This window comes from Enterococcus durans, assembly GCF_002277935.1.
GTDB classification, from domain to species: domain Bacteria; phylum Bacillota; class Bacilli; order Lactobacillales; family Enterococcaceae; genus Enterococcus_B; species Enterococcus_B durans.
The window spans coordinates 1,961,558-1,985,660 of record NZ_CP022930.1 but is presented as its reverse complement, the minus strand read 5'-3'; the positions used below and the strand labels follow the sequence as shown (position 1 = coordinate 1,985,660).

Annotated in this window: 26 protein-coding genes; 3 read left to right on the top strand and 23 right to left on the bottom strand. The window is 38.9% G+C overall.

The features are described from left to right. Position 1 precedes the first annotated feature (1 nt). The 16 genes from yqeH to fabT form a co-directional block, all read right to left on the bottom strand. Positions 2-1,111, bottom strand: a complete 1,110-nt coding sequence (yqeH, locus tag CJZ72_RS09450) for a ribosome biogenesis GTPase YqeH (protein ID WP_081134731.1) — start codon at positions 1,109-1,111, stop codon at positions 2-4. After that, positions 1,108-1,635 carry a YqeG family HAD IIIA-type phosphatase gene (locus CJZ72_RS09445; RefSeq protein WP_081134733.1) on the bottom strand — a complete coding sequence of 176 codons (528 nt, stop codon included), beginning with the start codon at positions 1,633-1,635 and terminating at the stop codon, positions 1,108-1,110. The genes yqeH and CJZ72_RS09445 overlap by 4 nt, the downstream gene beginning before the upstream one ends. Positions 1,636-1,821: 186 nt before the next feature. After that, positions 1,822-2,556, bottom strand: coding sequence for an amino acid ABC transporter ATP-binding protein (locus tag CJZ72_RS09440; RefSeq protein ID WP_081134734.1), 735 nt, complete (start codon positions 2,554-2,556; stop codon positions 1,822-1,824). A gap of 12 nt (positions 2,557-2,568) precedes the next feature. Continuing rightward, entirely contained in the window at positions 2,569-3,258 is a 690-nt protein-coding gene (locus tag CJZ72_RS09435; protein WP_081134736.1) for an amino acid ABC transporter permease, read from the bottom strand. Positions 3,259-3,270: 12 nt separating this feature from the next. Further along, on the bottom strand, positions 3,271-4,107 hold the full coding sequence (locus CJZ72_RS09430) for a transporter substrate-binding domain-containing protein (protein ID WP_005877801.1): 837 nt from the start codon (positions 4,105-4,107) through the stop codon (positions 3,271-3,273). A gap of 348 nt (positions 4,108-4,455) precedes the next feature. Then, complete coding sequence (locus tag CJZ72_RS09425; protein WP_081134738.1) at positions 4,456-5,241, bottom strand: acetyl-CoA carboxylase carboxyl transferase subunit alpha; 786 nt, start codon at positions 5,239-5,241, stop codon at positions 4,456-4,458. After that, positions 5,234-6,103 (bottom strand): acetyl-CoA carboxylase, carboxyltransferase subunit beta, encoded by an 870-nt coding sequence (gene accD, locus CJZ72_RS09420; RefSeq protein ID WP_081134739.1) that lies wholly within the window; start codon positions 6,101-6,103, stop codon positions 5,234-5,236. The genes CJZ72_RS09425 and accD overlap by 8 nt, the downstream gene beginning before the upstream one ends. Continuing rightward, entirely contained in the window at positions 6,104-7,483 is a 1,380-nt protein-coding gene (locus tag CJZ72_RS09415; protein ID WP_081134741.1) for an acetyl-CoA carboxylase biotin carboxylase subunit, read from the bottom strand. A 7-nt stretch (positions 7,484-7,490) separates the two neighbouring features. Next, complete coding sequence (gene fabZ, locus CJZ72_RS09410; RefSeq protein ID WP_005876277.1) at positions 7,491-7,910, bottom strand: 3-hydroxyacyl-ACP dehydratase FabZ; 420 nt, start codon at positions 7,908-7,910, stop codon at positions 7,491-7,493. 23 nt (positions 7,911-7,933) lie between these two features. Then, positions 7,934-8,416 (bottom strand): acetyl-CoA carboxylase biotin carboxyl carrier protein, encoded by a 483-nt coding sequence (gene accB, locus CJZ72_RS09405; RefSeq protein ID WP_171024614.1) that lies wholly within the window; start codon positions 8,414-8,416, stop codon positions 7,934-7,936. A gap of 2 nt (positions 8,417-8,418) precedes the next feature. Then, positions 8,419-9,654, bottom strand: coding sequence for a beta-ketoacyl-ACP synthase II (fabF, locus tag CJZ72_RS09400; protein ID WP_081134744.1), 1,236 nt, complete (start codon positions 9,652-9,654; stop codon positions 8,419-8,421). A 19-nt stretch (positions 9,655-9,673) separates the two neighbouring features. Beyond that, on the bottom strand, positions 9,674-10,411 hold the full coding sequence (gene fabG / locus CJZ72_RS09395) for a 3-oxoacyl-[acyl-carrier-protein] reductase (RefSeq protein WP_081134746.1): 738 nt from the start codon (positions 10,409-10,411) through the stop codon (positions 9,674-9,676). Next, positions 10,402-11,337, bottom strand: coding sequence for an ACP S-malonyltransferase (gene fabD, locus CJZ72_RS09390; RefSeq protein ID WP_081134747.1), 936 nt, complete (start codon positions 11,335-11,337; stop codon positions 10,402-10,404). The genes fabG and fabD overlap by 10 nt, the downstream gene beginning before the upstream one ends. Before the next feature lie 106 nt (positions 11,338-11,443). Further along, a complete protein-coding gene (locus CJZ72_RS09385) occupies positions 11,444-11,668 on the bottom strand; it encodes an acyl carrier protein (RefSeq protein ID WP_005876288.1) in 225 nt (74 codons plus the stop codon). A gap of 49 nt (positions 11,669-11,717) precedes the next feature. After that, positions 11,718-12,680, bottom strand: a complete 963-nt coding sequence (locus CJZ72_RS09380; RefSeq protein ID WP_081134749.1) for a beta-ketoacyl-ACP synthase III — start codon at positions 12,678-12,680, stop codon at positions 11,718-11,720. 9 nt (positions 12,681-12,689) lie between these two features. After that, positions 12,690-13,130: a fatty acid biosynthesis transcriptional regulator FabT gene (gene fabT, locus CJZ72_RS09375; RefSeq protein ID WP_005876292.1), complete on the bottom strand. Its 441-nt coding sequence runs from the start codon at positions 13,128-13,130 to the stop codon at positions 12,690-12,692. Positions 13,131-13,479: 349 nt separating this feature from the next. Here fabT and CJZ72_RS09370 point away from each other — a divergent pair, with 349 nt between their 5' ends. After that, positions 13,480-14,364: a GIY-YIG nuclease family protein gene (locus tag CJZ72_RS09370; RefSeq protein WP_171024615.1), complete on the top strand. Its 885-nt coding sequence runs from the start codon at positions 13,480-13,482 to the stop codon at positions 14,362-14,364. Positions 14,365-14,532: 168 nt separating this feature from the next. Here the strand turns inward: CJZ72_RS09370 and CJZ72_RS09365 are convergent, their stop codons facing one another. The 6 genes from CJZ72_RS09365 to CJZ72_RS09335 form a co-directional block, all read right to left on the bottom strand. Further along, complete coding sequence (locus CJZ72_RS09365) at positions 14,533-14,763, bottom strand: YkuJ family protein (protein WP_005876296.1); 231 nt, start codon at positions 14,761-14,763, stop codon at positions 14,533-14,535. Positions 14,764-14,848: 85 nt separating this feature from the next. Then, complete coding sequence (locus CJZ72_RS09360; RefSeq protein WP_081134752.1) at positions 14,849-15,736, bottom strand: NAD(P)-dependent oxidoreductase; 888 nt, start codon at positions 15,734-15,736, stop codon at positions 14,849-14,851. An 87-nt stretch (positions 15,737-15,823) separates the two neighbouring features. Next, entirely contained in the window at positions 15,824-17,047 is a 1,224-nt protein-coding gene (locus CJZ72_RS09355) for a glycosyltransferase family 4 protein (protein ID WP_081134753.1), read from the bottom strand. 44 nt (positions 17,048-17,091) lie between these two features. Further along, complete coding sequence (locus tag CJZ72_RS09350) at positions 17,092-18,096, bottom strand: glycosyltransferase family 4 protein (protein WP_081134755.1); 1,005 nt, start codon at positions 18,094-18,096, stop codon at positions 17,092-17,094. A 386-nt stretch (positions 18,097-18,482) separates the two neighbouring features. Continuing rightward, entirely contained in the window at positions 18,483-20,210 is a 1,728-nt protein-coding gene (gene ptsP, locus CJZ72_RS09340) for a phosphoenolpyruvate--protein phosphotransferase (RefSeq protein ID WP_005876303.1), read from the bottom strand. After that, positions 20,210-20,476 carry a phosphocarrier protein HPr gene (locus CJZ72_RS09335; protein WP_002287602.1) on the bottom strand — a complete coding sequence of 89 codons (267 nt, stop codon included), beginning with the start codon at positions 20,474-20,476 and terminating at the stop codon, positions 20,210-20,212. Before CJZ72_RS09335 ends, ptsP begins: the two co-directional genes overlap by 1 nt. Positions 20,477-20,992: 516 nt before the next feature. On the opposite strand from CJZ72_RS09335, the gene CJZ72_RS09330 reads away from it, so the two are divergent. Together CJZ72_RS09330 and CJZ72_RS09325 are read left to right on the top strand one after the other, a co-directional pair. Further along, a complete protein-coding gene (locus CJZ72_RS09330; protein WP_081134757.1) occupies positions 20,993-23,221 on the top strand; it encodes an ATP-dependent Clp protease ATP-binding subunit in 2,229 nt (742 codons plus the stop codon). Positions 23,222-23,384: 163 nt separating this feature from the next. Continuing rightward, complete coding sequence (locus tag CJZ72_RS09325) at positions 23,385-23,705, top strand: DUF1827 family protein (protein ID WP_005876308.1); 321 nt, start codon at positions 23,385-23,387, stop codon at positions 23,703-23,705. Between the two features lie 42 nt (positions 23,706-23,747). Here the strand turns inward: CJZ72_RS09325 and CJZ72_RS09320 are convergent, their stop codons facing one another. After that, complete coding sequence (locus CJZ72_RS09320; RefSeq protein ID WP_081134758.1) at positions 23,748-23,993, bottom strand: hypothetical protein; 246 nt, start codon at positions 23,991-23,993, stop codon at positions 23,748-23,750. Positions 23,994-24,103: the final 110 nt, after the last annotated feature.

The following is a 24,103-nucleotide window of genomic DNA, read 5'->3' as shown; positions in this document are numbered from 1 at the left end:
CTTAAATCAATGCTTTTCTTTTCATTACATTTACCCCTTTAGGCGCCCAACCCGCTACGACAGCAGGTTGCGTAACAGTGATCCAGCCTAAACCAGCAAACACGATATCCGTTTTCTCTTTGACAGAAAATTCAAAACGGACAAGTTCTGGAAACGCTGCTACTTCATCAGGACGAGGCGGCTGCAATAAACCACCTACGTGTTTTTCATAGAATTCATCCGCTTTTTCCAATTTTGTTCGATGTAGATTCACATCATTCGACACATAAGCAATAAAAGAGCCACGTTCGCCGCTGATAAAATCAAATCTCGCTAATCCGCCTAAGAAAAGGCTCTGTCCTTCATTCAGTTGGTAGCCTTTAGGTTTGATTTCCTTAGTTGGCGCAATGATCCTTAGATCTTTTTTTCCTAAATAATGAGCCATTTGATGGCGATGGATGATTCCTGGAGTATCAACCAAAAAGTGTCCATCATCCAAAGGAATCTCGATCTTATCTAATGTAGTTCCGGGGAACTGAGAAGTCGTGATGACATCTTGGACACCTGCTGTATTTTTGATGATCTGATTGATCAACGTTGATTTTCCAACATTTGTCACACCAACGATATAGACGTCTCGTCCTTCACGGTATTCTTCGATTTTTTCCAGCAACATTTCCATTTCATTCGCTTTTTTGGCACTAGTCAATAGGACCTCAACAGGACGTAAGCCAGCTTCAAATGCTCGTTCTTTCATCCATTGGATCATTTTTGGTTTTTTCAAAGATTTTGGTAAAATATCCACTTTGTTTCCAACTAATAATACTGGATTATTGCCCACAAAGCGATGCAGCCCTGGAATCAGTGAACCGTTAAAATCAAAAATATCGACTACATTGACGATCAATGCGTCTTTTTGTCCTAGTTCATTCAATAATCGCAAGAAATCATCATCTGTTAAGGATACATCTTGGATCTCATTATAATGTCTCAAGCGAAAGCATCGTTGACAATAGACCTCGCCAGATGCTAAGCCCTTTTCTAATGCCGCTTTTGGTGTATACCCTAACTCATTAGGATGTTCGGTTTGGATCACCGCTCCACAGCCGATACATTGTAGTTCTTCGTTCATTCAATTCCACCTCGCCAGCCCATATCAGGATTGTGTGCTAATAAATAGGCCATGATTTTACGTTCCCAAAAACGATTGAATCGTGTTTTCCAGCTATCCGTATCGATGATGGGCTTCACTAAAATACTACGGATTCCCGCTCGATTCGCCCCTCTGACATCTGTCATGATTTGGTCGCCGACCATCACTAATTCATCATCTGAAAGATTTAGTTTTTTCTTTGCATTGTTGATTCCTAGCGCGAGTGGTTTCATGGCTCTTGCCACATACATCAGTTCGAACTTATCAACAGCACGTGCAACACGCTCCGAGTTGTTATTTGAAACTACAACAACTGGGATACCAGCATTTCTCATCTCTAAAATCCAATCGAGCAATTCTTCTGTGCCATCTGGATTATTCCAAGCAATCAATGTATTATCCAAATCAGTTAAAACAGCTTTGATCCCCAGTTTTTTTAATTGTGCAGGGGTAATTTTGTAGATGGCATCCACCATCCATGTTGGTTTATAATTTGAAAACATGTTGTCTCCTCATCTGCAAAAAATGAAGGAGCACGAAACGTACTCCTCAACACTATATTATACTGCAAATGTTAAAAAAAAACTACCTCTATACCTGAATCGTTTTGGAATAAATGTACCTAAAAGAAAAAACTACGAACTGCTCTCCCTTTGACTAGAAGACCATTCGTAGCTATTTCTCTAGCTTTATAAGACTTTGGATAAAAAGTCCACTGTTCTAGGATTACTTGTATGTTCAAATACTTCAGTTGGTGTGCCTTCTTCTACTATGACACCGCCATCCATGAAAATGACCCGGTCTCCCACTTCTTTAGCAAAGCCCATTTCATGAGTAACGATCACCATAGTCATGCCTTCTTTTGCTAGTTGTTGCATCACTTCTAGTACTTCTCCGACCATTTCAGGATCAAGTGCAGAAGTCGGTTCATCAAAAAGCATCACATCTGGTTGCATGGCCAAAGCTCGTGCGATGGCGATCCTTTGTTGCTGCCCACCTGATAAAGATTGTGGGTATGCATCAGCCTTGTCAGAAAGCCCAACTTTTCCCAATAAGTCTTTGGCAATCTTTTCTGCTGCTTCTTTTGAGAGTTTCTTTACTTTTATTGGAGATAATGTAATATTCTGCAAGACTGTCATATTAGGGAAAAGATTGAATTGTTGAAAAACCATGCCCATTTTTTCTCTAGTCTTAAAAATATCATTTTTCTTATCGGTGATGTCTGCTCCTTCAAATTCGATCTTGCCTGTAGTTGGTACTTCTAATAGATTGACACATCTTAGCAATGTGCTTTTCCCTGAGCCAGACGGTCCTAAGATCACGACAACTTCACCTGGGACGATTTCGGCAGATATGTCCTTCAATACCTCATTATCCCCAAATTTTTTATTTAAATGACTGATTTTTATCAATGCTTCACTCATCGTGCTTTACTCCTATCTCTGGTAGCCTTTACCAAGTTTTTTCTCCCATAAATTCAATAAACGAGAAGTAACGAACGTCATGACGAAGTAAACGCCCGCTGCTACGAAATAAGGCTCTAAAGGGATATATGAGTTTGAAATGACGATCTGTGCTGCGCCCATCAATTCATTGATCCCAATCGCAGTTAGCAACGAGGAATCCTTGATCAATGTAATAAATTCATTCCCTAATGGCGGTAAGATGTTCCTCAATGCCTGTGGAAGAATCACATAACGCATCGTCTGTGCTGGACGTAGCCCTAAAGAATAAGATGCTTCTGTCTGTCCGTAATTGATAGCCATGATGCCTCCACGAATGATTTCAGCAACATATGCTCCAGAGTTCAAAGACAATACGATCATCCCCGGAAGCAATCTTCCTAGATCTACAGTCAACACGCCTAGTTCTACACTTTTTGAAGGAAAGAAACCTTGTAGTAACAGAAAACCGATCATGATTTGTAAAAGCATCGGTGTGCCCCGTAATACTTCAATGTAAATATTAGCTATCCAATTCAATGGTTTGTTTTTTGATAATTTCATCAAAGCCATGACTAAACCAATCAGTGTTCCTAAGACAACTGTGACAATCGAAATAATGATCGTGATTCCCGTACCAGAAACAAAGTACGGGAGATATTTATCTAAAAATGAAAAGTTCACGCTTTATACCCTCTATTCTGTAGCTGTTTTTTCAGCTAGTTCATTGTTCTTTTTAATAAATTCATCGACTTTTCCTTCATCGTTCAACTTTTTGATGATGGTATTCAATTCTTTTTGCAAGTCACTGCTACCTTTTGGTAATGCAATCGCGAATGCTTCATCAGCAGATGGTTTAAGCGTAATATCAGCAATTGTCAAATCAGGATTTTGAGCGATATATGATTCCGCAATCGTTTTTTCTACAACCATCGCATCTAATGATCCTTGATTCACTTCCACTACCATATTTGGCACTTTATCGATCGTTACTAGTTTAGAACCCTCAATCTGTGTTTTTACAACATCTTCTTGGATAGAACCTTTTTGGGCACCCACATTTTTGTCTTTCAATGCATCAGTACTTGTGTAAGCATCTTTATTCTTTTTGTTGATGACAACAACTTGTGGTGGATTGTAGTAATTATCCGTAAAGTCAAACTGTTCTTTTCTTTCATCAGTAGCAGAGATGGCAGAAATCGCAATATCCGATTTACCTTCTTTCAATGAAGCAAGTACAGTATTAAAACTCATATCAGAAACTTCAGCTTTGACCCCTAATTCCTTAGCAATCTCATTGACTAGATCGATATCAGAACCAACGATTTTATCTTTTCCATCCACCATTGTATGGAATTCAAATGGTGCGTAATCCGCAGATGTCGCAACTTTCAAGACACCGCTTTTTTTGATCGCTGCTAATTGATTGTCTGATTTATCTGAAGAGCTAGAAGAAGAACCCCCGCTACTTCCACATGCTCCTAAAGCAAATAAAGCTAAAGCTGTAACAATGATACCTGTGATTTTTTTCATTTTATTTCCTCCTAATACGAAACTTTCTATTCAGTGAAGTTATTATAGCATGAAAATTTCAAAAAAAAGCATTTTTTGTATATTTATTAAATAAAAATGCAGACTACGGTTTTTAATATGAATATATACACTTATTTAAGTATAATTAAAGGAATGTAAATGAAAAAAAGTATAGTATACTTATTTACGAAGAAGCCTACCTCTCTTCTGTTGAGAAAACATCTTTAGATCAAGTAATTAAATCAAAAAATATTTGGCATTGATCCATTAGCAAAATACCAGAAACAAAAAAGTATGTGCATCGCCTTTTTTCCAAAGGCAACGTACATACTCTTATTGATTTATCCATTAAAATTTTCGGAAACGTTGGTAACGTCTTTCCACCAATTCTTCTACGGAAGTTTGGCATAGTTCAGTTAGTTTTTCAATCAATGCTTTTTGCATCATTCGGCTAACTTTTTCTTTGCTTAATGGTTCACCATTGAAGGTTTCAGGAATCACACGATCAATCACCTCTAGATCAAACAGTTCGGTAGCAGCGACTTTCATCAACTCAGCTGCTTCAGCTGCCCGACTCCCATCTTTCCACAGAATAGAAGCAAATCCTTCAGGAGATAAAACAGCATAGATCGTTTGTTCCAACATCCAGACTTCATCTGCTAGTCCAAGCGCTAACGCACCGCCGCTACCTCCTTCACCAATGATGATAGCAATGATCGGTACTTTTAGATCCGACATCTCTAGTAAATTCCGTGCAATTGCTTCACCTTCACCACGTTCTTCCGCACCGATCCCACAATAAGCCCCGGCTGTATTGATCAATGTGATCACTGGTCGTTTGAATTTTTCTGCCTGTTTCATCAAACGTAAAGCTTTGCGATACCCTTCAGGATGAGGAGAGCCGAAATTCCTGCGGATGTTTTCTTGTAGATCTCGTCCTTTTTGGATGCCGATCACTGTCACAGGTTTTCCATCTAATTTAGCCACACCTCCGACAACCGCTTCATCATCCCCAAATAAGCGATCGCCGTGAAATTCGCGAAACCCTTCAAAAATATTTTCAAAAAAATCCAGACTTGTCCAACGATCCTTTTCGCGTGCCAGTTGAACAATTTCATGTGCTGTTCTATCCATGATTTATCCAACCTTTCTGCGTATGCAATTCAAGCAACCCATATATCGTTTTCTTCAGTTCTTTTCTCGGAACGATTTCATCCACGAAGCCGTGTGCCAGTAAAAATTCAGCTTTTTGAAAATCATCCGGAAGTTCTTGTTTGATCGTCTGCTCGATCACACGTCTTCCCGCAAAACCAATCAGACTTTGTGGTTCCGCTATGATGACGTCACCTTCCATCGCAAAACTGGCTGTTACACCACCAGTAGTTGGATCAGTCAGCACAGTCAAATAAAACAAGCCAGCGTTACTGTGGCGTTTCACTGCTGCAGATATTTTTGCCATCTGCATCAAAGAAAAAATACCTTCCTGCATTCTGGCTCCCCCTGAAGCTGTAAATAAAACAACTGGTAACTGTTCTTTTTCTGCTCGTTCAAATAGCCGTGTGATTTTTTCACCGACCACTGTGCCCATACTTCCCATGATGAAATTGGAGTCCATGACACCGACAGCAAAACTTAGCCCGTTGATCGTTGCCTTACCTGTAAGTACCGCCTCATGTAGACCAGTCTTTTCTTGCATTTTCTGGATTTTTTCTTGATATCCTGGAAAATCTAATGGATCTTTCGTAACCAGTTCCGTATCCCATTCCTCTAAGCTTTTCTCATCAATGATCAATGCGAGTCTTTGCCATGCACTGATGCGAAAATTATAGTCGCAATGAGGACAGATTTTTTCCTCACCTATATCTTTTGTATAGATGATATGCTTGCAATTTGGACATTTCGCCCACATATTGTCTGGAATAGACGGCGCATTCGTTGGCTTTTCTTCTCTATTGGGATTGATTCGAATGTATTTTTTCTTCTTGAATAAAGCCATCTACTCGTCTCCTATCTCCGTTTCGGGTGACCAATTCGGTAAAAATTCTTCTTGTAAAAAGGCAGTGCTGTAGTCACCGGCGATGACCGCTGGATGACTGATCAGATCCATCTGAAATTCGGCATTTGTAATGACGCCATCTGTTACGATTTCACTAAGCGCACGTTGCATCTTCATCAGTGCTTCAAAGCGTGTATCGCCATGAACGATCACTTTTGCGATCATTGAATCATAATAAGGTGGGATCGTATAACCGGAATATACGGCGCTATCGACACGAAGCCCCATTCCTCCTGCTGGTAATAACAGATTGTGGATCGTACCAGGAGAAGGCGCAAAATGAAATGCGGGATTTTCAGCATTGATTCGACATTCAATCGCATGACCAGAGAAAACCACCTCATCTTGCGTGATTTCTAATGGCAACCCAGAAGCAATCTCGATCTGTTTTTTTACTAGATCAATATTAGTGACCATTTCTGTCACAGGATGTTCAACTTGGATCCTTGTATTCATTTCCATGAAATAAAATTCTCCAGATTCATCCATCAAGAATTCAATCGTTCCTGCATTTTCGTAGTTCACCGCTTTAGCTGCACGTACTGCAGCTGCTCCTAAACTGTCTCTCTTACTTTGAGAAATAACGACGGATGGAGACTCTTCTAACACTTTTTGATTGTTTCGTTGCAAAGAACAATCTCTTTCACCTAAATGGAGGACATTCCCATAATGATCCCCTAATATTTGTACTTCGATATGTCTTGCCGGATAAATGATTTTTTCTAGATACATCTCATCATTTCCAAAAGCCGCTGCCGCTTCTTGTTGGGCCGAAGAAAAATGCTGTGGCAATTCTTCTTTAGATAAAACTTTTCGGATCCCTTTTCCGCCACCACCAGCTGCTGCTTTTAGCATGACAGGATATCCAATCTTATCTGCAATCTCTAATGCTTCTTCCACCGTTGATAATACGCCATCACTACCGGGAATAACCGGAACATTTGCTTCTTGCATTAAACGGCGCGCATTGATTTTATTTCCCATTGCATCGATCGTGGCACTTTTAGGTCCTATAAACGCAATATTGCATTCCTCACACATCGAAGCAAACCGACTATTTTCTGACAAAAACCCGAACCCAGGATGGATTGCTTCTGCTTTTGTCACGATGGCAGCACTTAAGACTTCTTGCACATTCAAATATGAATCAGTCGCTTTAGCTGGTCCTATGCAGATGGCCTCATCTGCAAGTTGCGTATGAAGCGCATCAGCATCTGCCTGTGAGTACACAGCAACAGTTTGAATCCCAAGCTCACGACAAGCACGGATAATTCGTACGGCAATTTCGCCACGATTCGCTATCAAAACTCTTGAAAACATAACTCACCTATCCAATCATAAAGGTTAATTCAGCTTCAGCAACTTTTTTGCCATCCACTTTTGCGATTCCTTTTCCGATACCTGCAGAAGATTTGATTTTAGTGATTTCAACTTCAAGGTATAATGTATCTCCTGGTGTTACTTTACGGCGAAATTTTGCTTTATCTAAGCCGCCAAAGTAAGCCGTTTTTCCTTTAAACTGTTCTAAAGACAATAGAGCAACTGCTCCAGCTTGTGCCATCGCTTCTACGATCAAAACCCCTGGCATAACAGGTTCTTCCGGAAAATGTCCTTGAAAAAATGGTTCGTTGATCGTCACATTTTTTTTGGCAACGATCCGCTCTCCTTCAATCATTTCCTCTACTCGATCAATCAGTAACATCGGATAACGATGCGGAATAATTTCTTTGATTTCTTGAATGTTCATGTTGTCCCTCTTTCCTGATTTACTTAGTTTGGTTGGATTCTGAAGAGTGGTTGCCCATATTCTACGATTGCTTCATTCTCTACAAGGATCTCAACGATCTGACCATCCACTTCACTAGTGATCTCATTCATCAGTTTCATCGCTTCAATGATACAAATCACTTCACCTTTTGTTACTTTATCGCCCACTGATTTGAATTGTGGTTTATCTGGTGCAGGTTGTAGATAAACGATCCCAACGATTGGAGAGTTTACTTCAATACCATCAAATGATTCAGTCGCTGTTTGCGTAGTTTCTTTAGAAACTTTAGGTCTAGTTGAAGATGGAACAACCGGTTCAGCCATCACAACGTTGGGAACTTCCACTGTTGACGTAGGAGATGACACTCCACGACTTGATTCATTTTTATTCATGTATAATTCGAATTGTCCTTCTCGAAGATCAAATTCTGTAAGAGAAGATCCGTCAAATTGGCTGACTAATTCTTTGATTTCATTGATATTCAACATTATTCCTCCCAACGTTTCATACACAAGACTGCGTTATGCCCACCAAAGCCTAAAGAATTGCTCATCGCATAAGTCAGTTCTGCAGGTTTGCTTTCGTTGATCACAACATTCAAGTCGATTTCTGGATCTTGTTTTTGAACATTGATATTTGGTGGAATAAATTGGTGTTCAAGGGCCATCAAGGTTGCTAACGCTTCAATTCCGCCAGCAGCACCTAATAGATGTCCTGTCATTGATTTTGTACTGCTGACATATGTTTCTTTAAAACTATCACCCAAAGCAATTTGAATCGCTTTTGCTTCTGCTTGATCATTTGCAGGCGTACTTGTACCGTGAGCATTGATATATCCCACTTCTTCTGGTGTGATGCCTGCTTCTGCCATTGCTAATTTCATCGCTTTTGAAGCACCAGAGCCGTCAGGTGTTGGAGCAGTCATATGGTATGCATCACAATTTGAACCATAACCTACGATTTCCCCATAGATCTTAGCCCCACGTGCTTGTGCATGTTCCAAAGATTCGATAACTAATACGCCGGCACCTTCACCCATGACAAAGCCATTTCGCTCTTCATCGAATGGAATAGAACCACGATTTGGATCTGTCGAACGAGACAAAGCAGTCAATGCTGCGAATCCAGCAATCCCCATTTCACAAATCGTTGCTTCCGTTCCACCTGCTAAGATGACATCAGAATATCCATGTTTGATGTTGCGGAAAGCTTCTCCAATCGCATTGGTTCCACTTGCGCATGCTGTTACGATGGCTGTACAGATACCTTTTGCACCTACACGCAAAGCAATATTACCGGCTGCCATGTTGGCAATAGACATCGGCACAAACATTGGTGATACTCGTTGAGGTCCCTTATCGTGCATTCGGATAACTTGGTTTTCGATCGTTGGTAAGCCACCGATCCCTGATCCAACAATGACCCCGAAACGATCCTGATCGATTTCATCTTTATTTAATCCACTCATCCCCATCGCTTCTAGGGCTGCATAGATACCATAAATCGAGAACATATCCATACGTTTGCTATCTTTTTTTACAAAATATTTATCATAAGGAAAATCTTTTACCTCTCCTGCTAAAGTGATGCCTGTTTCTGTGGCGTCAAATTTTGTAATGGGTGCAATCCCGTTTGTTCCTTTTTGCAAACTTTCTAAAAAGCTCTCAGCATCATTACCAATTGGTGAAGTGACACCATAACCAGTGATTACTACTCGATTCATTGATTTATTTCCTCCTTGTTTATCCGTGCATGACCAATCCGCCATCGACATTGATGACTTGTCCAGTAATGTATGGACTCTGTGCCAAGAATATTGCTGTATTCGCGACATCTTCCACCTGTCCAAAACGTTGCATTGGAATTTGTTTTTCCACTTGTTCTTTGACTTTTTCTGATAATACTTCTGTCATATCTGTAGCAATAAATCCAGGAGCAATTGCGTTACAAGTAATACCTCTAGTCGCTGCTTCTCGAGCAACCGACTTTGTGAAACCAACAACGCCAGCTTTGCTTGCTGCATAATTTGCTTGACCGACATTGCCGATCAATCCTGAAACACTTGATAAGTTGATGATCGCACCAACGCGTTTTTTCATCATTTTCTTTAAAACGTGTTGGGTCATATTGAACGTTCCTGTCAAATTAATATCTAAACATTTTTTGAAATCTTCTGCCGACATGCGCATCACTAATTTGTCATTCGTGATCCCGGCATTATTGATCAATATGTCAACAGAACCTAATCGAGCCTCTGCTTCGTTGATCATCATTCCAGCTTTTTCATAATCTGAGATGTCTCCAGAAACACCAATACACTCTACTCCTAACGCTTTGATCTCTGAGATTTTCTCTTCTGGGATCTCTCCTCGTCCATTAAGGATGATGTTTGCCCCTTTTTTTGCAAAAGCGATAGCTACTGCTGCGCCGATTCCTCTAGTACTACCTGTGATAAACACATTTTTTCCTGTTAGCTCCATGACATACCTCCGATACTTGTCATTGTTTCCTCAAATGTTGCTTGATTCTCTACCCGCAGAACAGGGATCGATTTATCGATTTTTTTCATAAATCCACTGAGAACTTTTCCAGGTCCAACTTCAATGACTTGTTCGATTCCCTGCTCTTTCAAACGATGGATGCTTTCATAGAAACGAACCGGCTTCATCACTTGCTGCTCAAGTAAAATCGGTATGCGTTCCTTTGTCATCACTTCGGTTGTTGTATTACTGATGACTGGGATTTTCGGTTCATTGAATGCAACATTCTTTAACTCTGCTGCTAATTTCTCTGATGCAGGTGCTAAAATTGCCGTATGGAAAGGTCCGCTGACATTCAAAGGGATCATTCGTTTGATTCCTTGTTCTTGCAGTAAAGCAACTGCTTGATCCACCGCCTGTTCTTCTCCACCGATCACGATTTGTTGTGGCGTATTGTAATTTGCTGGTGAGACGATACCTAGTTCTTGTGCTTTTACACAGCATTCTTCAATGACTTCGATAGGTGCATTCATCACAGCAACCATCTTTCCACTACCAGCAGGTGCTGCTTCTGTCATATAAGCACCTCTTTTGGCTACCAGTGCAACTGCTTCAGCAAATGGCAATGCCTCACTTGCAACTAATGCAGAATATTCTCCTAGACTAAGCCCTAAAGCAGCTTGCGGAAAAATCCCATGTTCCTGCAATAAGCGCTGATAAGCGATACTAACAGTTAGAATTGCCGGTTGTGTGTACATCGTTTGATTCAATTTTTCATTTTCTGAAAAGCATAATTCCGCCATGTCATAGCTTAAAATGTCACTTGCTTCATCAAATGTTTTTTTTACGATTGGCTCATGGTAGAGGTCTTGACCCATCCCTTGATATTGAGCGCCTTGTCCGCTAAATAAAAATGCTGTTTTCATTTATTTTCTCCAATAGTTTTAGGATTAGTGATGCAACTATTTAGTAAAAAAGACCAAGACATCCCCATAAAAGGAAATGTCCCAGCCCCCAACCTAATCTCAATGATTATGCAGTTTGTTTTTCAACATAAGTTACTAAATCTTGAACTGTTTTGATGCCGTCTTCTGTTTCGATCTTCACATCAAATTCATCTTCGATTTCGTTAATGATTTGGAATAAATCCAAGCTATCTGCTTCTAAGTCTTCTTGGATATTTGTTGTTAATTTGATTTCTTCAGTTTCTTTTCCTAATTCTTCAGCAATAATTTCTTGAATTTTTTCGAATACCATAATCTATATTCCTCCGATATTGTTTACAATTTTTTTATGTTTTATCAGTTTACAGCTCCATGAGGATGCTTCCCCAAGTTAAACCTCCACCGTAACCTGTAAATACTACCTTTTGTTTTTTTCCTAAAGTGATTCTTCCACTAGTTACCGCTTCATCTAATAGGATCGGAATACTTGCAGCAGAGGTATTGCCATATTTATCCATATTTGTCAGAAATTTTTCTTGTGGTACTTTTACTTTTCGTGCAATCTTTTCAATGATCCTAAGATTTGCTTGATGCAAAAGCAGATAATCAATTGGCTCATCATTGATGATTTCTTTAATGTTTTTCGCAACGTCTCTGACAGCAAAATCAAAGATATCTCTTCCCACCATCTTTAAATAGAAAGAACCTTCTGAATCTTCTGTATAAATCGGCGAAGCATTGTGATGATAGCCTGCAGTAAGTGAAGTTCCCCGCGTACCATCAGCGGCCAAATGTTCAGCCAATAATTTTTGTTCGTTTCCAGCTTCAAGCAACACACCACCTGCACCATCTCCAAACAAAACAGCTGTTGTACGGTCAGACCAATCAATCAATTTTGATAATGTCTCACCACCGATAACTAGGCCTTTTTTGGAGCCACAGCGAATCAGCTTTTCCGCTAGACTCAATGCGTAAACAAACCCAGAGCAAGCTGCACTGATATCAAATGCGATAGCTCTCATCGCACCGATCTTCCCCTGTACCTGAACAGCTACAGAAGGTGTCGCATAATCGGGCGACATCGTTGCAACAATAATAAAGTCAAGTTCGCTCGCAGCGATATTTCTTTTTTTCAATAATTTTTCTGCTACCAAATAGCATAGATCAGAAGTTTCTTGATCTGTGACACAACGTCTTTGTCTAATACCCGTTCGAGATGCGATCCATTCATCTGATGTATCCATCATTTTAGAAAGATCCTCATTGGTAATGATTTTTTCGGGAAGGACACTAGCGGTTGCTGTGATCGTTCCAAATTGTTCCATTAAAAATCCTCACTTGTAATCTCGCAAAAAATCATGCAAGTTTTTCAACGCAGCCAGTAAAGCATGTTGTTCTTCCGTAGCCATACTATCCAAAATATTCTTGACCATTTCTCGATGAAAATGTTGGTGGACACGATACAAAAGTTTCCCTTTTTTCGTCAACCCAAGTTTTACAACGCGGCGGTCATCTTCACTTCGGATGCGTTCAACATAGCCTTTTTTTACTAACTTATTGATAGCAGTGGTCAAGGTCCCAACAGTAATCGACAGTTCTTTGGCTACTTCTGAAGTCGTTTTTTTCTTATACATCCCGATTGCCTCGATCGTATGCATTTCTGTGATCGACAAGTCTTTGAATTGAGATTTTTTCAGCTCAGATTCTTCGATTGTCAAGATGTCATTGAACACACTAACGAGATAATCATTCACTGTTTTTAAATCTGGTTCCATGTTCCACCATCCACTAATTAGTTTGATTATCAAATCATTTGATGTTCAAACTATATCTTAACTTTTTTCAAAATGCAACCTTAAAAACCACTTTTTTTCTTTTATGATATTTTTTTAATCTGGTGCTAATTTATAAAAGCTGATAAAACAGCATTTAAGATTGATATTATTAAATATGTATAAAATAAAATTGATTTGATTATCAAAGTATTTTTTATAGATTTCTTTATATTTAAACTTAAAAGTTGTCGCTATACCTGAAATTTGCTATAGTAGCTTTGGAAAAAAAGGAGATACGCCCTTGAAAGAAAAAGTAAAACAACTGCCGCTATTACCTGGTGTTTATTTAATGAAAAATAAAGAAGGTTCCGTTATCTATGTTGGAAAAGCAAAAAAATTAAAAAATCGCGTAAGTACGTACTTTCACAAAAACCAGCAACATTCAAAAAAAATCCGTCGTCTGATCCATCATATCGATGATTTTGATTTTGTCGTGGTAGACACAGAATTAGATGCTCTATTATTAGAGTGCCAATTGATTCAGTATTACCGTCCCTTTTACAACCGACAAATGAATTATTTCAGTAATTATAATTATTTACATATTTCGGACGAGGGCTTCAGTCTTTCGGATGTGCCACTTGCTCACACTTATGGGCCTTTTCGATTATATAAGAAAATGCCGATCATTTTAAGGATCATCGAAGAAACCTATCAAATGCCATGGCTTTCCGAAATCAGTCGTTTAGCTTTGCAGACCCAACTTCCAGAGGTTGCACAGCTCTCTTATCTGCAAAAGAAAAAAGAGATCCAAGGACTGCTTCAAGGAAGAAATAAAAAACTATTGACTTACCAAAAACTTAGACAAGATCACTTTATCCAACAGTTGAATTTTGAAAAAGCGGCAGTGCTCCAACGCGAGATCGAATTGACCTCTTCTTTTATCCAAAAGATAAAAGAGCAGAAAAAATTTTTGCGGATGCCTGAAATATCTTTCAGCTTACCTCTAGCAATAGATGATACTAGGCGAAAACACTACTTGATCTGTTACGGACAGCTTGCAGATACAGTGATTACCAAAGCAGATGAGACGCCTCACTTTTATTATGAAAAAGGCGAAAAGACACTAGCATTAAAGCGTCAATTATCAAAAGACGAAATCGACCCTGTGCTTATCTTGATGAGTTACTATAGAAGAATTCAGAGAGAAACGAGTCTAGAGTCAAAAAAATAGAGAAGAATTCCTAAAATGAATGGTTAGGAACCTTCTCTATTTTTTATCTCTTACTATTCTGATCGAAATCTAGCAAACAAAACACAGATCAGTGCTTGAAGAGAAGTACTTTGTATTGATTCTTCTAAAAGTTAAACAGAGGCCAACTCCTTGTCCTCAAGCAAACTCTTATTGAATCAAGTCATAAATCTCCATTGCTACGATATCGATATTGTCAAATTCATATTGTTGATGTGAATCTGTTTCAGTTAATTCAAATGTTTCAGTCGCTTTATCATAAGTTACTGTACATTTTTCAGCGCCCTCTTTTTCAAAACGACGGACTTGCAGTTCATTATCTGCTGATTCGACCATAGCCTCCAGTCGTTTAATGATTGCAACCAATTGTGAATGTGCCATCGGAGGTCCTCCTTTTCTTATTTCTGTTATATTGTATCAAAAGCATGGCCGACTTGCATTGATTTTCTCTAAAAAATCGAGTTTTTTAAGATTTTTTTTCTGGTATCTCTCCATCAGGCCACCAAAGTTTAATCAAAGCCTGCGTCCCATCATTTTCAAAACCTTGATCAGCTAACTGTTCGTATAATTTCAGCGCTTGGTCCGTCGCTGGCAACGTTAAAGAAAGCTTCTCTGCTTCATCCAAAGCAATTTTTAAATCTTTGATAAAATGTTTGACAAAGAAACCAGGTGTATAATCGTTTTTCAGGATGCGAGGAGAATAGTTACTTAATGACCAATTGGCTGCGCTGCCCCCGCCAAGTGTTTCAATGACTTTTTCTAGATCAAGACCGGCTTTTTCCGCATAAACCAACATTTCCGTCATACCTGTCATTGTGCCTGCGATCATGATCTGATTTGCCATTTTAGTATGCTGCCCTTTACCTGCTGATCCATGAAGCGTGAAGGTCGTTCCAAAGACTTGGAATAGTGGCAAAATTTTATCATATACTTCTTTTTCTCCACCGACCATGATCGTTAATGTCGCATTTTTAGCGCCCAGATCTCCACCAGATACTGGGGCATCTAGCGCTACTGCTCCTTTTTCTTTGGCAGTTTTTGCAATTTTTTCTGCTAAAGTCGGTGTACTTGTTGTCAAATCGACTAAGACACGATTCGTCACATCAGTGGCAAAAATGCCAGTATCCCCATAATAGATTTCTTCTACATCTTGTGGATAGCCTACCATCGAAAAGATGACTTCACTAGTAGCAGCTACCTCTCTTGGCGTGTCTGCCCAAACGGCTCCCTCTTTTACAAGCTGATCCGTTTTTGCTTTTGTTCGATTATAGACAGTCAACTCATGCCCAGCTTCTAGCAGATGACGCACGATCGCACTCCCCATTACTCCGGTACCAATAAATCCAATTTTCATCTCTTTACCTCCTAAAAATCAAAAATCCTTGTCTCTATGCTAGTATACGCCAGAAACAAGGATTTTTTTAGAGTAAACGCCTGATTTTTATCGTTTAAACGAATTTAATTTTATTTTTATTCTTTCGATTGATGCTTCTTCTTCTTTTCTTTGTAATTCATTTGCATGATAAACGATCATATCTTCATAAAATTCAATCATCGCTTCACCAAAATGCGTAGAAGAAATCTCATATAATTTCGATTCCAATACTTGTGGATCATGGGGTACTTCGCTTTTAATATAATCAATAAGTGCTGGTGCGAAATCCTGATCTGTTTCAAAGGTTCTGCCCAAAGAAGGATGGTCAAACAAGCGATTTAAGTAGGCATTTCCTTCCACAACGCAAGGCGTTCCAGCAGCCATAGCTTCTGTATACGTTAGTCCTTGTGTTTCTGACGTTGATGCACTCACAAAGAAATCCGCTGCTTTATAGTATAATGCAACATCATCATTTGCCACTTCTCCAGTAAATTGGACATATTCACTCAAATCAAGCGTAGTAATCAATTCCTGTAGCTCTTCCAGATAAGGTCCTTTACCGACGATCACCATGCGTGCATTAGGATATGCTTTGATTATTTGCGGCAAGCCATAAACTAGCGCTTGAATGTTTTTTTCATAGGAAATCCGACTCAACGAGAGGATCATTAGTTGATCCTTTTCGATGTGCAAGGATTGTCTTAATTTTTCGATGTCTTTATTCGTGATATCGGCACGCTTAAATTTTTCAATATCGATCCCCGTTGGAATCACACGTAATGGTGTCACGACACCATAGCCTCTTAACGTGTCGATTACCCGCTCACTTGGACAAACAACGCCTGTTGTGTGATTGGCGAACAACCGTGAAAGATACTTCACATGGGACTGGCGAAGCACTTTACCTTTTGCGATATAGTGCAAGTAGTCCTCATACATCGTGTGGTACGTATGGATCAAAGGAATTTTTAATTTCTTGGCGACCATTTTCCCAAGTATTCCAGCACCAAACTCTGTATGTGTATGGATCAGTTCCAATTCTAATTCTTTAGCTACCAAATAGGCATACCACATTCCTCTCACTACTACACGACGATCCTTAAATGAAACAAATGGCACGCTTGGCATCCTGATCACATCTTTTTCTAATTTATCAGCATTGGGATCAGTCGTTGTAAAAATATATACCTCATGTCCATTTTTTTCTAGCTCTTCTTTTAAGGTTTTTATTGAGGTCGCAACTCCGCTTACCTGCGGAAAATAGGTATCGGTAAAAAAGCCAATTTTCATGTTTTTTCGCCTCCAAACTACCCTGTTTTTATTTTAGAATAATGTTATTCATCAAGTACTTGCAGATAAACATTTCGAAGTTGCTCACCAATTTTTTCAATACTGCGCTCTTGGGCTGTCTGATACCCGGCTTCTACCAAACTAGGAACTTCTTCTTCCATGATACTTTTGATCATCTCGCAAAATTCATCATTCGTATTTCCCATATAACAATTTTTTTTGTCTTCTAACCAACCATTATACACCGGAATGTCTCGTACGAGAACATTTTGTTTGCTTGCTAGTGCTTCTAAAACGACGATTCCTTCAGTTTCTTCATAAGAAGGAAAGAAAAATAAATCTGCACCAGAATAAGCCCCTTCAATAATCTCCCCACTGATGTATCCGGGAAAAATCACATTGTCAGGATGATCCTCTTTGACAATTTTTCGAATATTTTTAGGGATCGAATACATGGGCACATGTCCAAACCAGATGAATGTATATTCTGGCATTTTTTTAGCAATATCGACAAAATCAATGATGCCTTTACGGGCAAAGAAAAGCCCGACACAAATGATCACTTTTTGATCTTCAGAAAGCTGAAAATGTTCACGGAATTTTAATTCCTTGATTGGATCAGGACGATATTTTTCTAAATCGATTCCATTTGAAATTGCTTGAATCGGTACAGTAAGTCCATAGCCTTCCAATAATTGTTTTGAATAAGGAGTGGGCGTAACCAAGTAATCCGCTTTACTGTATAGTCCCACTAAGTATTTTTTGACTAGGGGCGACAATTGATTTGAGCCAATAAACGAGTTACGGAAATCTTCTTCCGTCGAGTGTGCATGATAAACGATTTTTTTCCCATCTCTTCTCGCCTGATTAACCATGTTATGACTATTGATACCATATGTATTGATGTGCAAAATATCATAGTCTTCCTTATTATCTAATGTATACGAAACTCCTACATCTTTTAGAGCACGTTTTTGATGGTCAAGTGCACGTCCGATACCAGATTTTGCCAGCATTTTTTCACTTTCAAAATATAATAATACCTTCAATTTACGTCCTCCTTCACTTATATAGTATAACATAGCACGGAAACTGTCACTCAAACTTAAGCCCTATTTTTAAAAGGTTCAGCAAATAATGCGTTTTTTGCTTATTTTAATCATCTATTGATTATTATTCAAAAAATCTAGATGACTTGTTGATGCCTATCTGTAATAATCACTGGATTTTCTAAAGTCATAAAAAAAGAACGTGAGGCAAAAGTATTTCTTACTTTTGCCTCACGCTCTAAAAAATGAATAATCGGCGGGAGCAGAAGCAACTCCTTCGGGAAAATAAGCCGAAATTCACAAAAATTTGAAAAGCAATTTCCGTGAATCGCTTCTTATTTCTCGGAGTTGAATACTTCTGTTCCGGCCTCTTTTTGCTAGCTTGTTTATTTTACGTATTCGTTAACAAGTTCAACGACTTCTTCCATTGTGTCGCACTCTTTCAAAGCACGATCAGCAAGTTCCGCCATCTTCGTTGTGTCTAAACGTTTCATTAAACTACGTGTTTTTAAGATAGATGTCGCACTCATTGAGAACTCATCTAATCCCATACCTACAAGTAAAGGAACAGCGGTTTGATCTCCAGCCATTTCTCCACACATACCAGCCCATTTACCTTCAGCATGTGCTGCATCAATCACGTTTTTGATCAAACGTAAAATTGAAGGGTTATAAGGTTGATACAAGTAAGATACACGTTCGTTCATACGGTCAGCTGCCATTGTGTATTGAATCAAGTCATTCGTACCTACTGAGAAGAAGTCAACTTCCTTCGCAAACTTATCTGCTAAGACAGCTGCTGCAGGGATTTCAATCATGATGCCGACTTGGATCGTATCAGATACTTCCACGCCTTCGCTCACTAATTTTTGTTTTTCTTCTTCAAAGATTGCTTTCGCTGCACGGAATTCTTTAAGAGTCGCTACCATTGGGAACATGATGCGTAAGTTTCCATGAACAGATGCACGTAACAATGCGCGCATTTGTGTACGGAACATTTCGTCACCTAATTCAGACAAGCTGATACGTAGTGCACGATAGCCTAAGAACGGATTCATTTCATGAGGTAATTGCAGATAAGGTAATTCTTTATCGCCACCAATATCCATTGTACGAACAACGACTGGTTTACCATCCATTCCTTCAAGAACCGCTTTATACGCTTCATATTGATCATCTTCAGTAGGGAAGTCAGGAGAATCCATGTACAAGAATTCAGTACGGTAAAGTCCTACTGCTTCACCACCATTGTTGTGAACACCAACTAGATCTTTTGGTGTACCAATGTTTGCGGCTAACTCAAAATGCTTGCCATCAGCTGTAACTGTTTCAGCATTTTTTAGTTTGTCCCATTCTGCTTTTTGAGCAGCGTAATCAGCACCGATTTTTTCAAATTCAGCTTTTTGTTCGTCAGTTGGGTGAACGATTACATCGCCTTCGATCCCATTGACAGCCAAAATGTCGCCTTCTTTGACTTTAGCAGTGATCTCTTTTGTTCCAACGATTGCTGGAATTTCTAAAGAACGAGCCATGATGGCAGAATGTGAAGTACGTCCGCCGATATCAGTTACAAACGCTTTAACATATTTGCGGTCTAATTGCGCTGTATCACTAGGAGTCAAATCATGTGCAACAACGATCACTTCTTCGTTGATCATTGATGGATTTGGTAATGTCACTCCTAATAGATGTGCTAAAATACGTTTTGCAACATCACGGATGTCTGCCGCACGTTCTTTCATATATGCGTTGTCTTCCATCGCTTCGAACATACCGATATACATATCAGTAACTTCTTTTAGCGCTGATTCAGCGTTTACACTGTTATCTTTGATATTTTGTTTGATTTGGCCAACCATTTCTGGATCTGAAAGAACCATCAAATGAGCGTCAAATACTTGCGCTTCTGCTTCACCTAAGCTTTGCGCTGCTTTTTCACGAATTTGCTGCAATTCTTCAGTAGATTTAGCTAAAGCATCATCTAAACGAGATTCTTCGGCAGAAGTATCTTCTACTGTTGTCTTACTGAATGTTAAATCCGGTTGAACTAGCAGGTAAGCTTTTGCAACGGCAACTCCGTCACTAGCGGCAATCCCTTTTAGCATTTCAACCATTATTCAGATAAGCCTTCTTTCTTCATTGTTTCAACGATAGCTGCCATTGCATCCGCTTCGTCAGCACCTTCAGCTGTGATAGTAACGTCAGAACCTTGGCCTACACCTAAAGACATAACGCCCATGATAGATTTCAAGTTTACTGATTTACCTTTATACTCTAAGTTTACATCAGAGTTAAATTTGCTTGCTGTTTGTACTAATAATGTAGCTGGACGTGCGTGGATCCCAGTTTCTGCTACTACGTGAAATTCTTTCTTTTCCATATTAATCGGTCTCCTTTAAGTGAGTGTTGTTTTTATGTGAGGGTTTTCTTTTTTAGCATTCATTAGGAACGCTAAGAAGTAGTACCCTTTCATCTGTAAAGATTACCATTTTTTGCCGACAGATACAACAGTTTTCATTTAAATTCACTCAAAAGTGTATAAAAATATTTCATATGGTTTTTAAAAATGACAGCGGATATCATAACATCAATAAGGGCTATGCGTTCACTCTGACCATGAAAGTTATTTTCAGAACGAATTTTAAATCATCGTTGAATGATGTTCTATTCCTTATTCTATCAGCATCGCTCCACTACTATTCACTTTCCTTCTCAAATCAAACTAAATACTTGCGTCGGTTAATAAATTTAGTATAATAGAACTCAAAGGTCAGGAATGGTCAACTACATTTTCCACCTTTCTTAACTACCTATAATGATGAGGGTTATTCTTTTACCTTAATAAAAACAGGTTGTAAAATAGAAATGTAATTAACTGAAAGGACGTGAATCATTTATGCTTTGTCAAAATTGTGGTAAAAATGAAGCAACGATCCACTTATATGCAACAGTAAACGGTCAGCGAACACAGCTGGACTATTGTCAAAGTTGTTATCAAAAAATCAAAAATCAGCAAAATGGAGGTCTGACAAGTATGGCCCAAAATGATCCTTTTGGTTTTGGCAGTTTAGACGATCTATTTCGATCAATGTCACGCCAAATGCAACAACAAGGAAACATGGAACAAACACCACCAACTCAATTTGGTGGAAACAACAATTTCAATGGCGGGCAACCACCTCAAGGAAATACAGATGGCTTACTCGGTGAATATGGTATCAACATCACAGAACAAGCACGTCAAGGAGACATCGATCCAGTGATCGGCAGAGATGATGAGATCAAACGAGTCATTGAGATCCTAAATCGTCGGACCAAAAACAATCCTGTATTGATTGGTGAACCAGGTGTTGGTAAAACAGCAGTAGTCGAAGGCCTTGCACAAAAAATCGTCGACGGTGATGTTCCACAAAAATTGATGGATAAAGAAGTCATTCGGTTAGATGTCGTTTCCTTAGTTCAAGGTACTGGTATCCGTGGTCAATTTGAAGAACGCATGCAAAAATTGATTGAAGAAATCAAGCAAGCAGAAAATGTGATCTTGTTTATTGATGAAGTCCATGAAATCGTTGGTGCAGGTTCTGCCGGAGATGGAAATATGGATGCTGGAAACATTTTGAAACCTGCTCTTGCCCGTGGTGAACTCCAAATGGTCGGTGCTACAACTTTGAATGAGTACCGGATCATTGAAAAAGATGCAGCATTAGAACGACGCATGCAACCAGTCCGAGTAGACGAACCTACAGTGAAGGAAACAATCAGTATCCTAAAAGGATTGCAAAAACGTTACGAAGATTATCATCATGTCAAATATACAGATGAAGCAATCGAAGCCGCTGCTATTTTATCGAATCGTTATGTCCAAGACCGATTCTTACCAGATAAGGCCATTGACTTATTAGACGAAACTGGTTCAAAGAAAAACTTAACGATCCAAATCGTTGATCCTAAAACGATCGATAAGAAGCTTCAAGAAGCAGAAGAACAAAAGACTCAAGCTTCAAAAGAAGAAGATTTCGAAAAAGCAGCTTATTATCGTGACCAAATCAACAAATTGCAAAAAATGAAAGAACGCCAATTGACAGATGAAGAAACACCTGTCATTACTGAAAAAGATATGGAAAAAATCGTCGAACAACGTACAGGTATTCCTGTCGGCGAATTAAAAGAAAAAGAACAAACACAATTGAAAAATCTTGCAAGTGATTTAAAAGCACATGTCATTGGGCAAGATAATGCAGTGGATCGAGTAGCAAAAGCCATCCGCCGCAATCGTGTTGGTCTAAACAAGAAAAATCGTCCAATCGGTTCGTTCCTATTTGTAGGGCCAACTGGTGTAGGTAAAACTGAGTTAGCGAAACAATTAGCCTTTGAACTATTCGGTTCTGAAGATTCAATGATTCGTTTCGATATGTCTGAGTACATGGAAAAACACAGTGTGTCTAAATTGATCGGTTCTCCTCCAGGTTACGTTGGATACGAAGAAGCAGGCCAATTGACTGAAAAAGTTCGTCGTAATCCTTACAGCTTGATTCTCTTAGACGAAGTGGAAAAAGCACATCCTGATGTATTGCACATGTTCTTACAGATCCTAGATGATGGCCGACTAACGGATGCACAAGGGCGAACAGTCAGCTTCAAAGACACGATCATCATCATGACAAGTAATGCTGGTACTGGAAAAGTAGAAGCAAATGTTGGTTTTGGTGCAGCAAGAGAAGGTGTCACTCGCTCTGTCTTGAATCAATTGAACAACTACTTTACTCCTGAATTCTTGAACCGTTTTGATGGCATCATTGAATTCAATGCATTATCGAAAGAAAACTTGATGACAATCGTCACTCTAATGCTAGATGATGTAAACAATATGTTGGCAGCCCAACAACTACACATTGAAGTACCAACAAATGTTAAAGAAAAATTAGTCGATTTAGGATATGATCCTTCAATGGGTGCTCGCCCTCTTCGTCGAACGATCCAAGAACAGATTGAAGATGGTATTGCCGAATTCTACTTAGATCATCCAGCTATCCACGATCTAAAAGCAAAATTAGATAAAGATGGTAAAATCGTTATCACATCAAAACCAGAACGTTTGGTCAAAGAAGAAACTGAAGCAGAATAATTCTGGTGGATTTTATCAAAGCAGAACGCCTATTCTACCCCATCATGGGACAGAATAGGCGTTTGTTTTTTCTATAGAAATCAAAATACTGTTCATTTGATTAAAAAAAAATTATAATTAACTAAGGTTGTATCTAAAAAACTACATAAATGAGGTGAGCGCCATGAAATTTGTTAATGTAACGAATAGCCATTCACGTTTAGTATTAAATCAATTAGAGAATACCGATGCTCATATGGTAAAAGTGTATACTGCAGGAAATACGACAATTGTCTATACTGAAGCCCCTGAACATAATGAAATCTTGCTGATCAATGAAAATCGAAAAGTACAGCCAAAAGAAATTGAAGAAGTAAAAAAATATTTCTTGAAAAAAATCCATGACGCTGTGTATCATGAAGAAGAAATCAAAGTCATCGAATTAGCTGGGTTAGTGGAGATTTCTATCCCTAAACATCACTTGGATACCGAGTTTGCAATGTAAAGGCTATTAAATAGAGCAACTCCTTGAAAGTCAGATTGACTTTCAAGGAGTTTTTGTATGTAGATGTTTCTTCATTATGCTTTTCGAAGTTGCCACACTTCTTACTTTGTTCCCTGTTGATTTTTCCGTCTCTTTTTTCGCTTTCTTTTCTTTTTGGACAATTGAGCGTACTTCTCTGAGAAGCCATTCATTTTGATCCCAGTCTTCTATATCCAACATTCGGCAAAGACGTTGCATTTCTAATTTCTTTTTTGCAATCCTGTCTTTACGTTGTTCCTCTGTCTCCATAATCTTTCACCTCATCTCTTCTATAGGTACGCAAATCAATTGTAATTCACCTAAAGAATAAAGATTTATTTATTTTTCTCAAATTAAGAAAAAACTCCTTTCCGATTTAT

Bases quoted from the DNA above. Each gene is read 5' to 3' on its own strand.
- yqeH (WP_081134731.1), bottom strand. From the start codon at position 1,111: ATGAACGAAGAACTACAATGTATCGGCTGTGGAGCGGTGATCCAAACC.
- CJZ72_RS09445 (WP_081134733.1), bottom strand. From the start codon at position 1,635: ATGTTTTCAAATTATAAACCAACATGGATGGTGGATGCCATCTACAAA.
- CJZ72_RS09440 (WP_081134734.1), bottom strand. From the start codon at position 2,556: ATGAGTGAAGCATTGATAAAAATCAGTCATTTAAATAAAAAATTTGGG.
- CJZ72_RS09430 (WP_005877801.1), bottom strand. From the start codon at position 4,107: ATGAAAAAAATCACAGGTATCATTGTTACAGCTTTAGCTTTATTTGCT.
- CJZ72_RS09425 (WP_081134738.1), bottom strand. From the start codon at position 5,241: ATGGATAGAACAGCACATGAAATTGTTCAACTGGCACGCGAAAAGGAT.
- accD (WP_081134739.1), bottom strand. From the start codon at position 6,103: ATGGCTTTATTCAAGAAGAAAAAATACATTCGAATCAATCCCAATAGA.
- CJZ72_RS09415 (WP_081134741.1), bottom strand. From the start codon at position 7,483: ATGTTTTCAAGAGTTTTGATAGCGAATCGTGGCGAAATTGCCGTACGA.
- fabZ (WP_005876277.1), bottom strand. From the start codon at position 7,910: ATGAACATTCAAGAAATCAAAGAAATTATTCCGCATCGTTATCCGATG.
- fabF (WP_081134744.1), bottom strand. From the start codon at position 9,654: ATGAATCGAGTAGTAATCACTGGTTATGGTGTCACTTCACCAATTGGT.
- fabG (WP_081134746.1), bottom strand. From the start codon at position 10,411: ATGGAGCTAACAGGAAAAAATGTGTTTATCACAGGTAGTACTAGAGGA.
- fabD (WP_081134747.1), bottom strand. From the start codon at position 11,337: ATGAAAACAGCATTTTTATTTAGCGGACAAGGCGCTCAATATCAAGGG.
- CJZ72_RS09385 (WP_005876288.1), bottom strand. From the start codon at position 11,668: ATGGTATTCGAAAAAATTCAAGAAATTATTGCTGAAGAATTAGGAAAA.
- CJZ72_RS09380 (WP_081134749.1), bottom strand. From the start codon at position 12,680: ATGGAACAATTTGGAACGATCACAGCAACCGCTAGTGTCCTTCCCGAA.
- fabT (WP_005876292.1), bottom strand. From the start codon at position 13,130: ATGGAACCAGATTTAAAAACAGTGAATGATTATCTCGTTAGTGTGTTC.
- CJZ72_RS09370 (WP_171024615.1), top strand. From the start codon at position 13,480: ATGAAAAATAAAGAAGGTTCCGTTATCTATGTTGGAAAAGCAAAAAAA.
- CJZ72_RS09365 (WP_005876296.1), bottom strand. From the start codon at position 14,763: ATGGCACATTCACAATTGGTTGCAATCATTAAACGACTGGAGGCTATG.
- CJZ72_RS09360 (WP_081134752.1), bottom strand. From the start codon at position 15,736: ATGAAAATTGGATTTATTGGTACCGGAGTAATGGGGAGTGCGATCGTG.
- CJZ72_RS09355 (WP_081134753.1), bottom strand. From the start codon at position 17,047: ATGAAAATTGGCTTTTTTACCGATACCTATTTTCCGCAGGTAAGCGGA.
- ptsP (WP_005876303.1), bottom strand. From the start codon at position 20,210: ATGGTTGAAATGCTAAAAGGGATTGCCGCTAGTGACGGAGTTGCCGTT.
- CJZ72_RS09335 (WP_002287602.1), bottom strand. From the start codon at position 20,476: ATGGAAAAGAAAGAATTTCACGTAGTAGCAGAAACTGGGATCCACGCA.
- CJZ72_RS09330 (WP_081134757.1), top strand. From the start codon at position 20,993: ATGCTTTGTCAAAATTGTGGTAAAAATGAAGCAACGATCCACTTATAT.
- CJZ72_RS09325 (WP_005876308.1), top strand. From the start codon at position 23,385: ATGAAATTTGTTAATGTAACGAATAGCCATTCACGTTTAGTATTAAAT.
- CJZ72_RS09320 (WP_081134758.1), bottom strand. From the start codon at position 23,993: ATGGAGACAGAGGAACAACGTAAAGACAGGATTGCAAAAAAGAAATTA.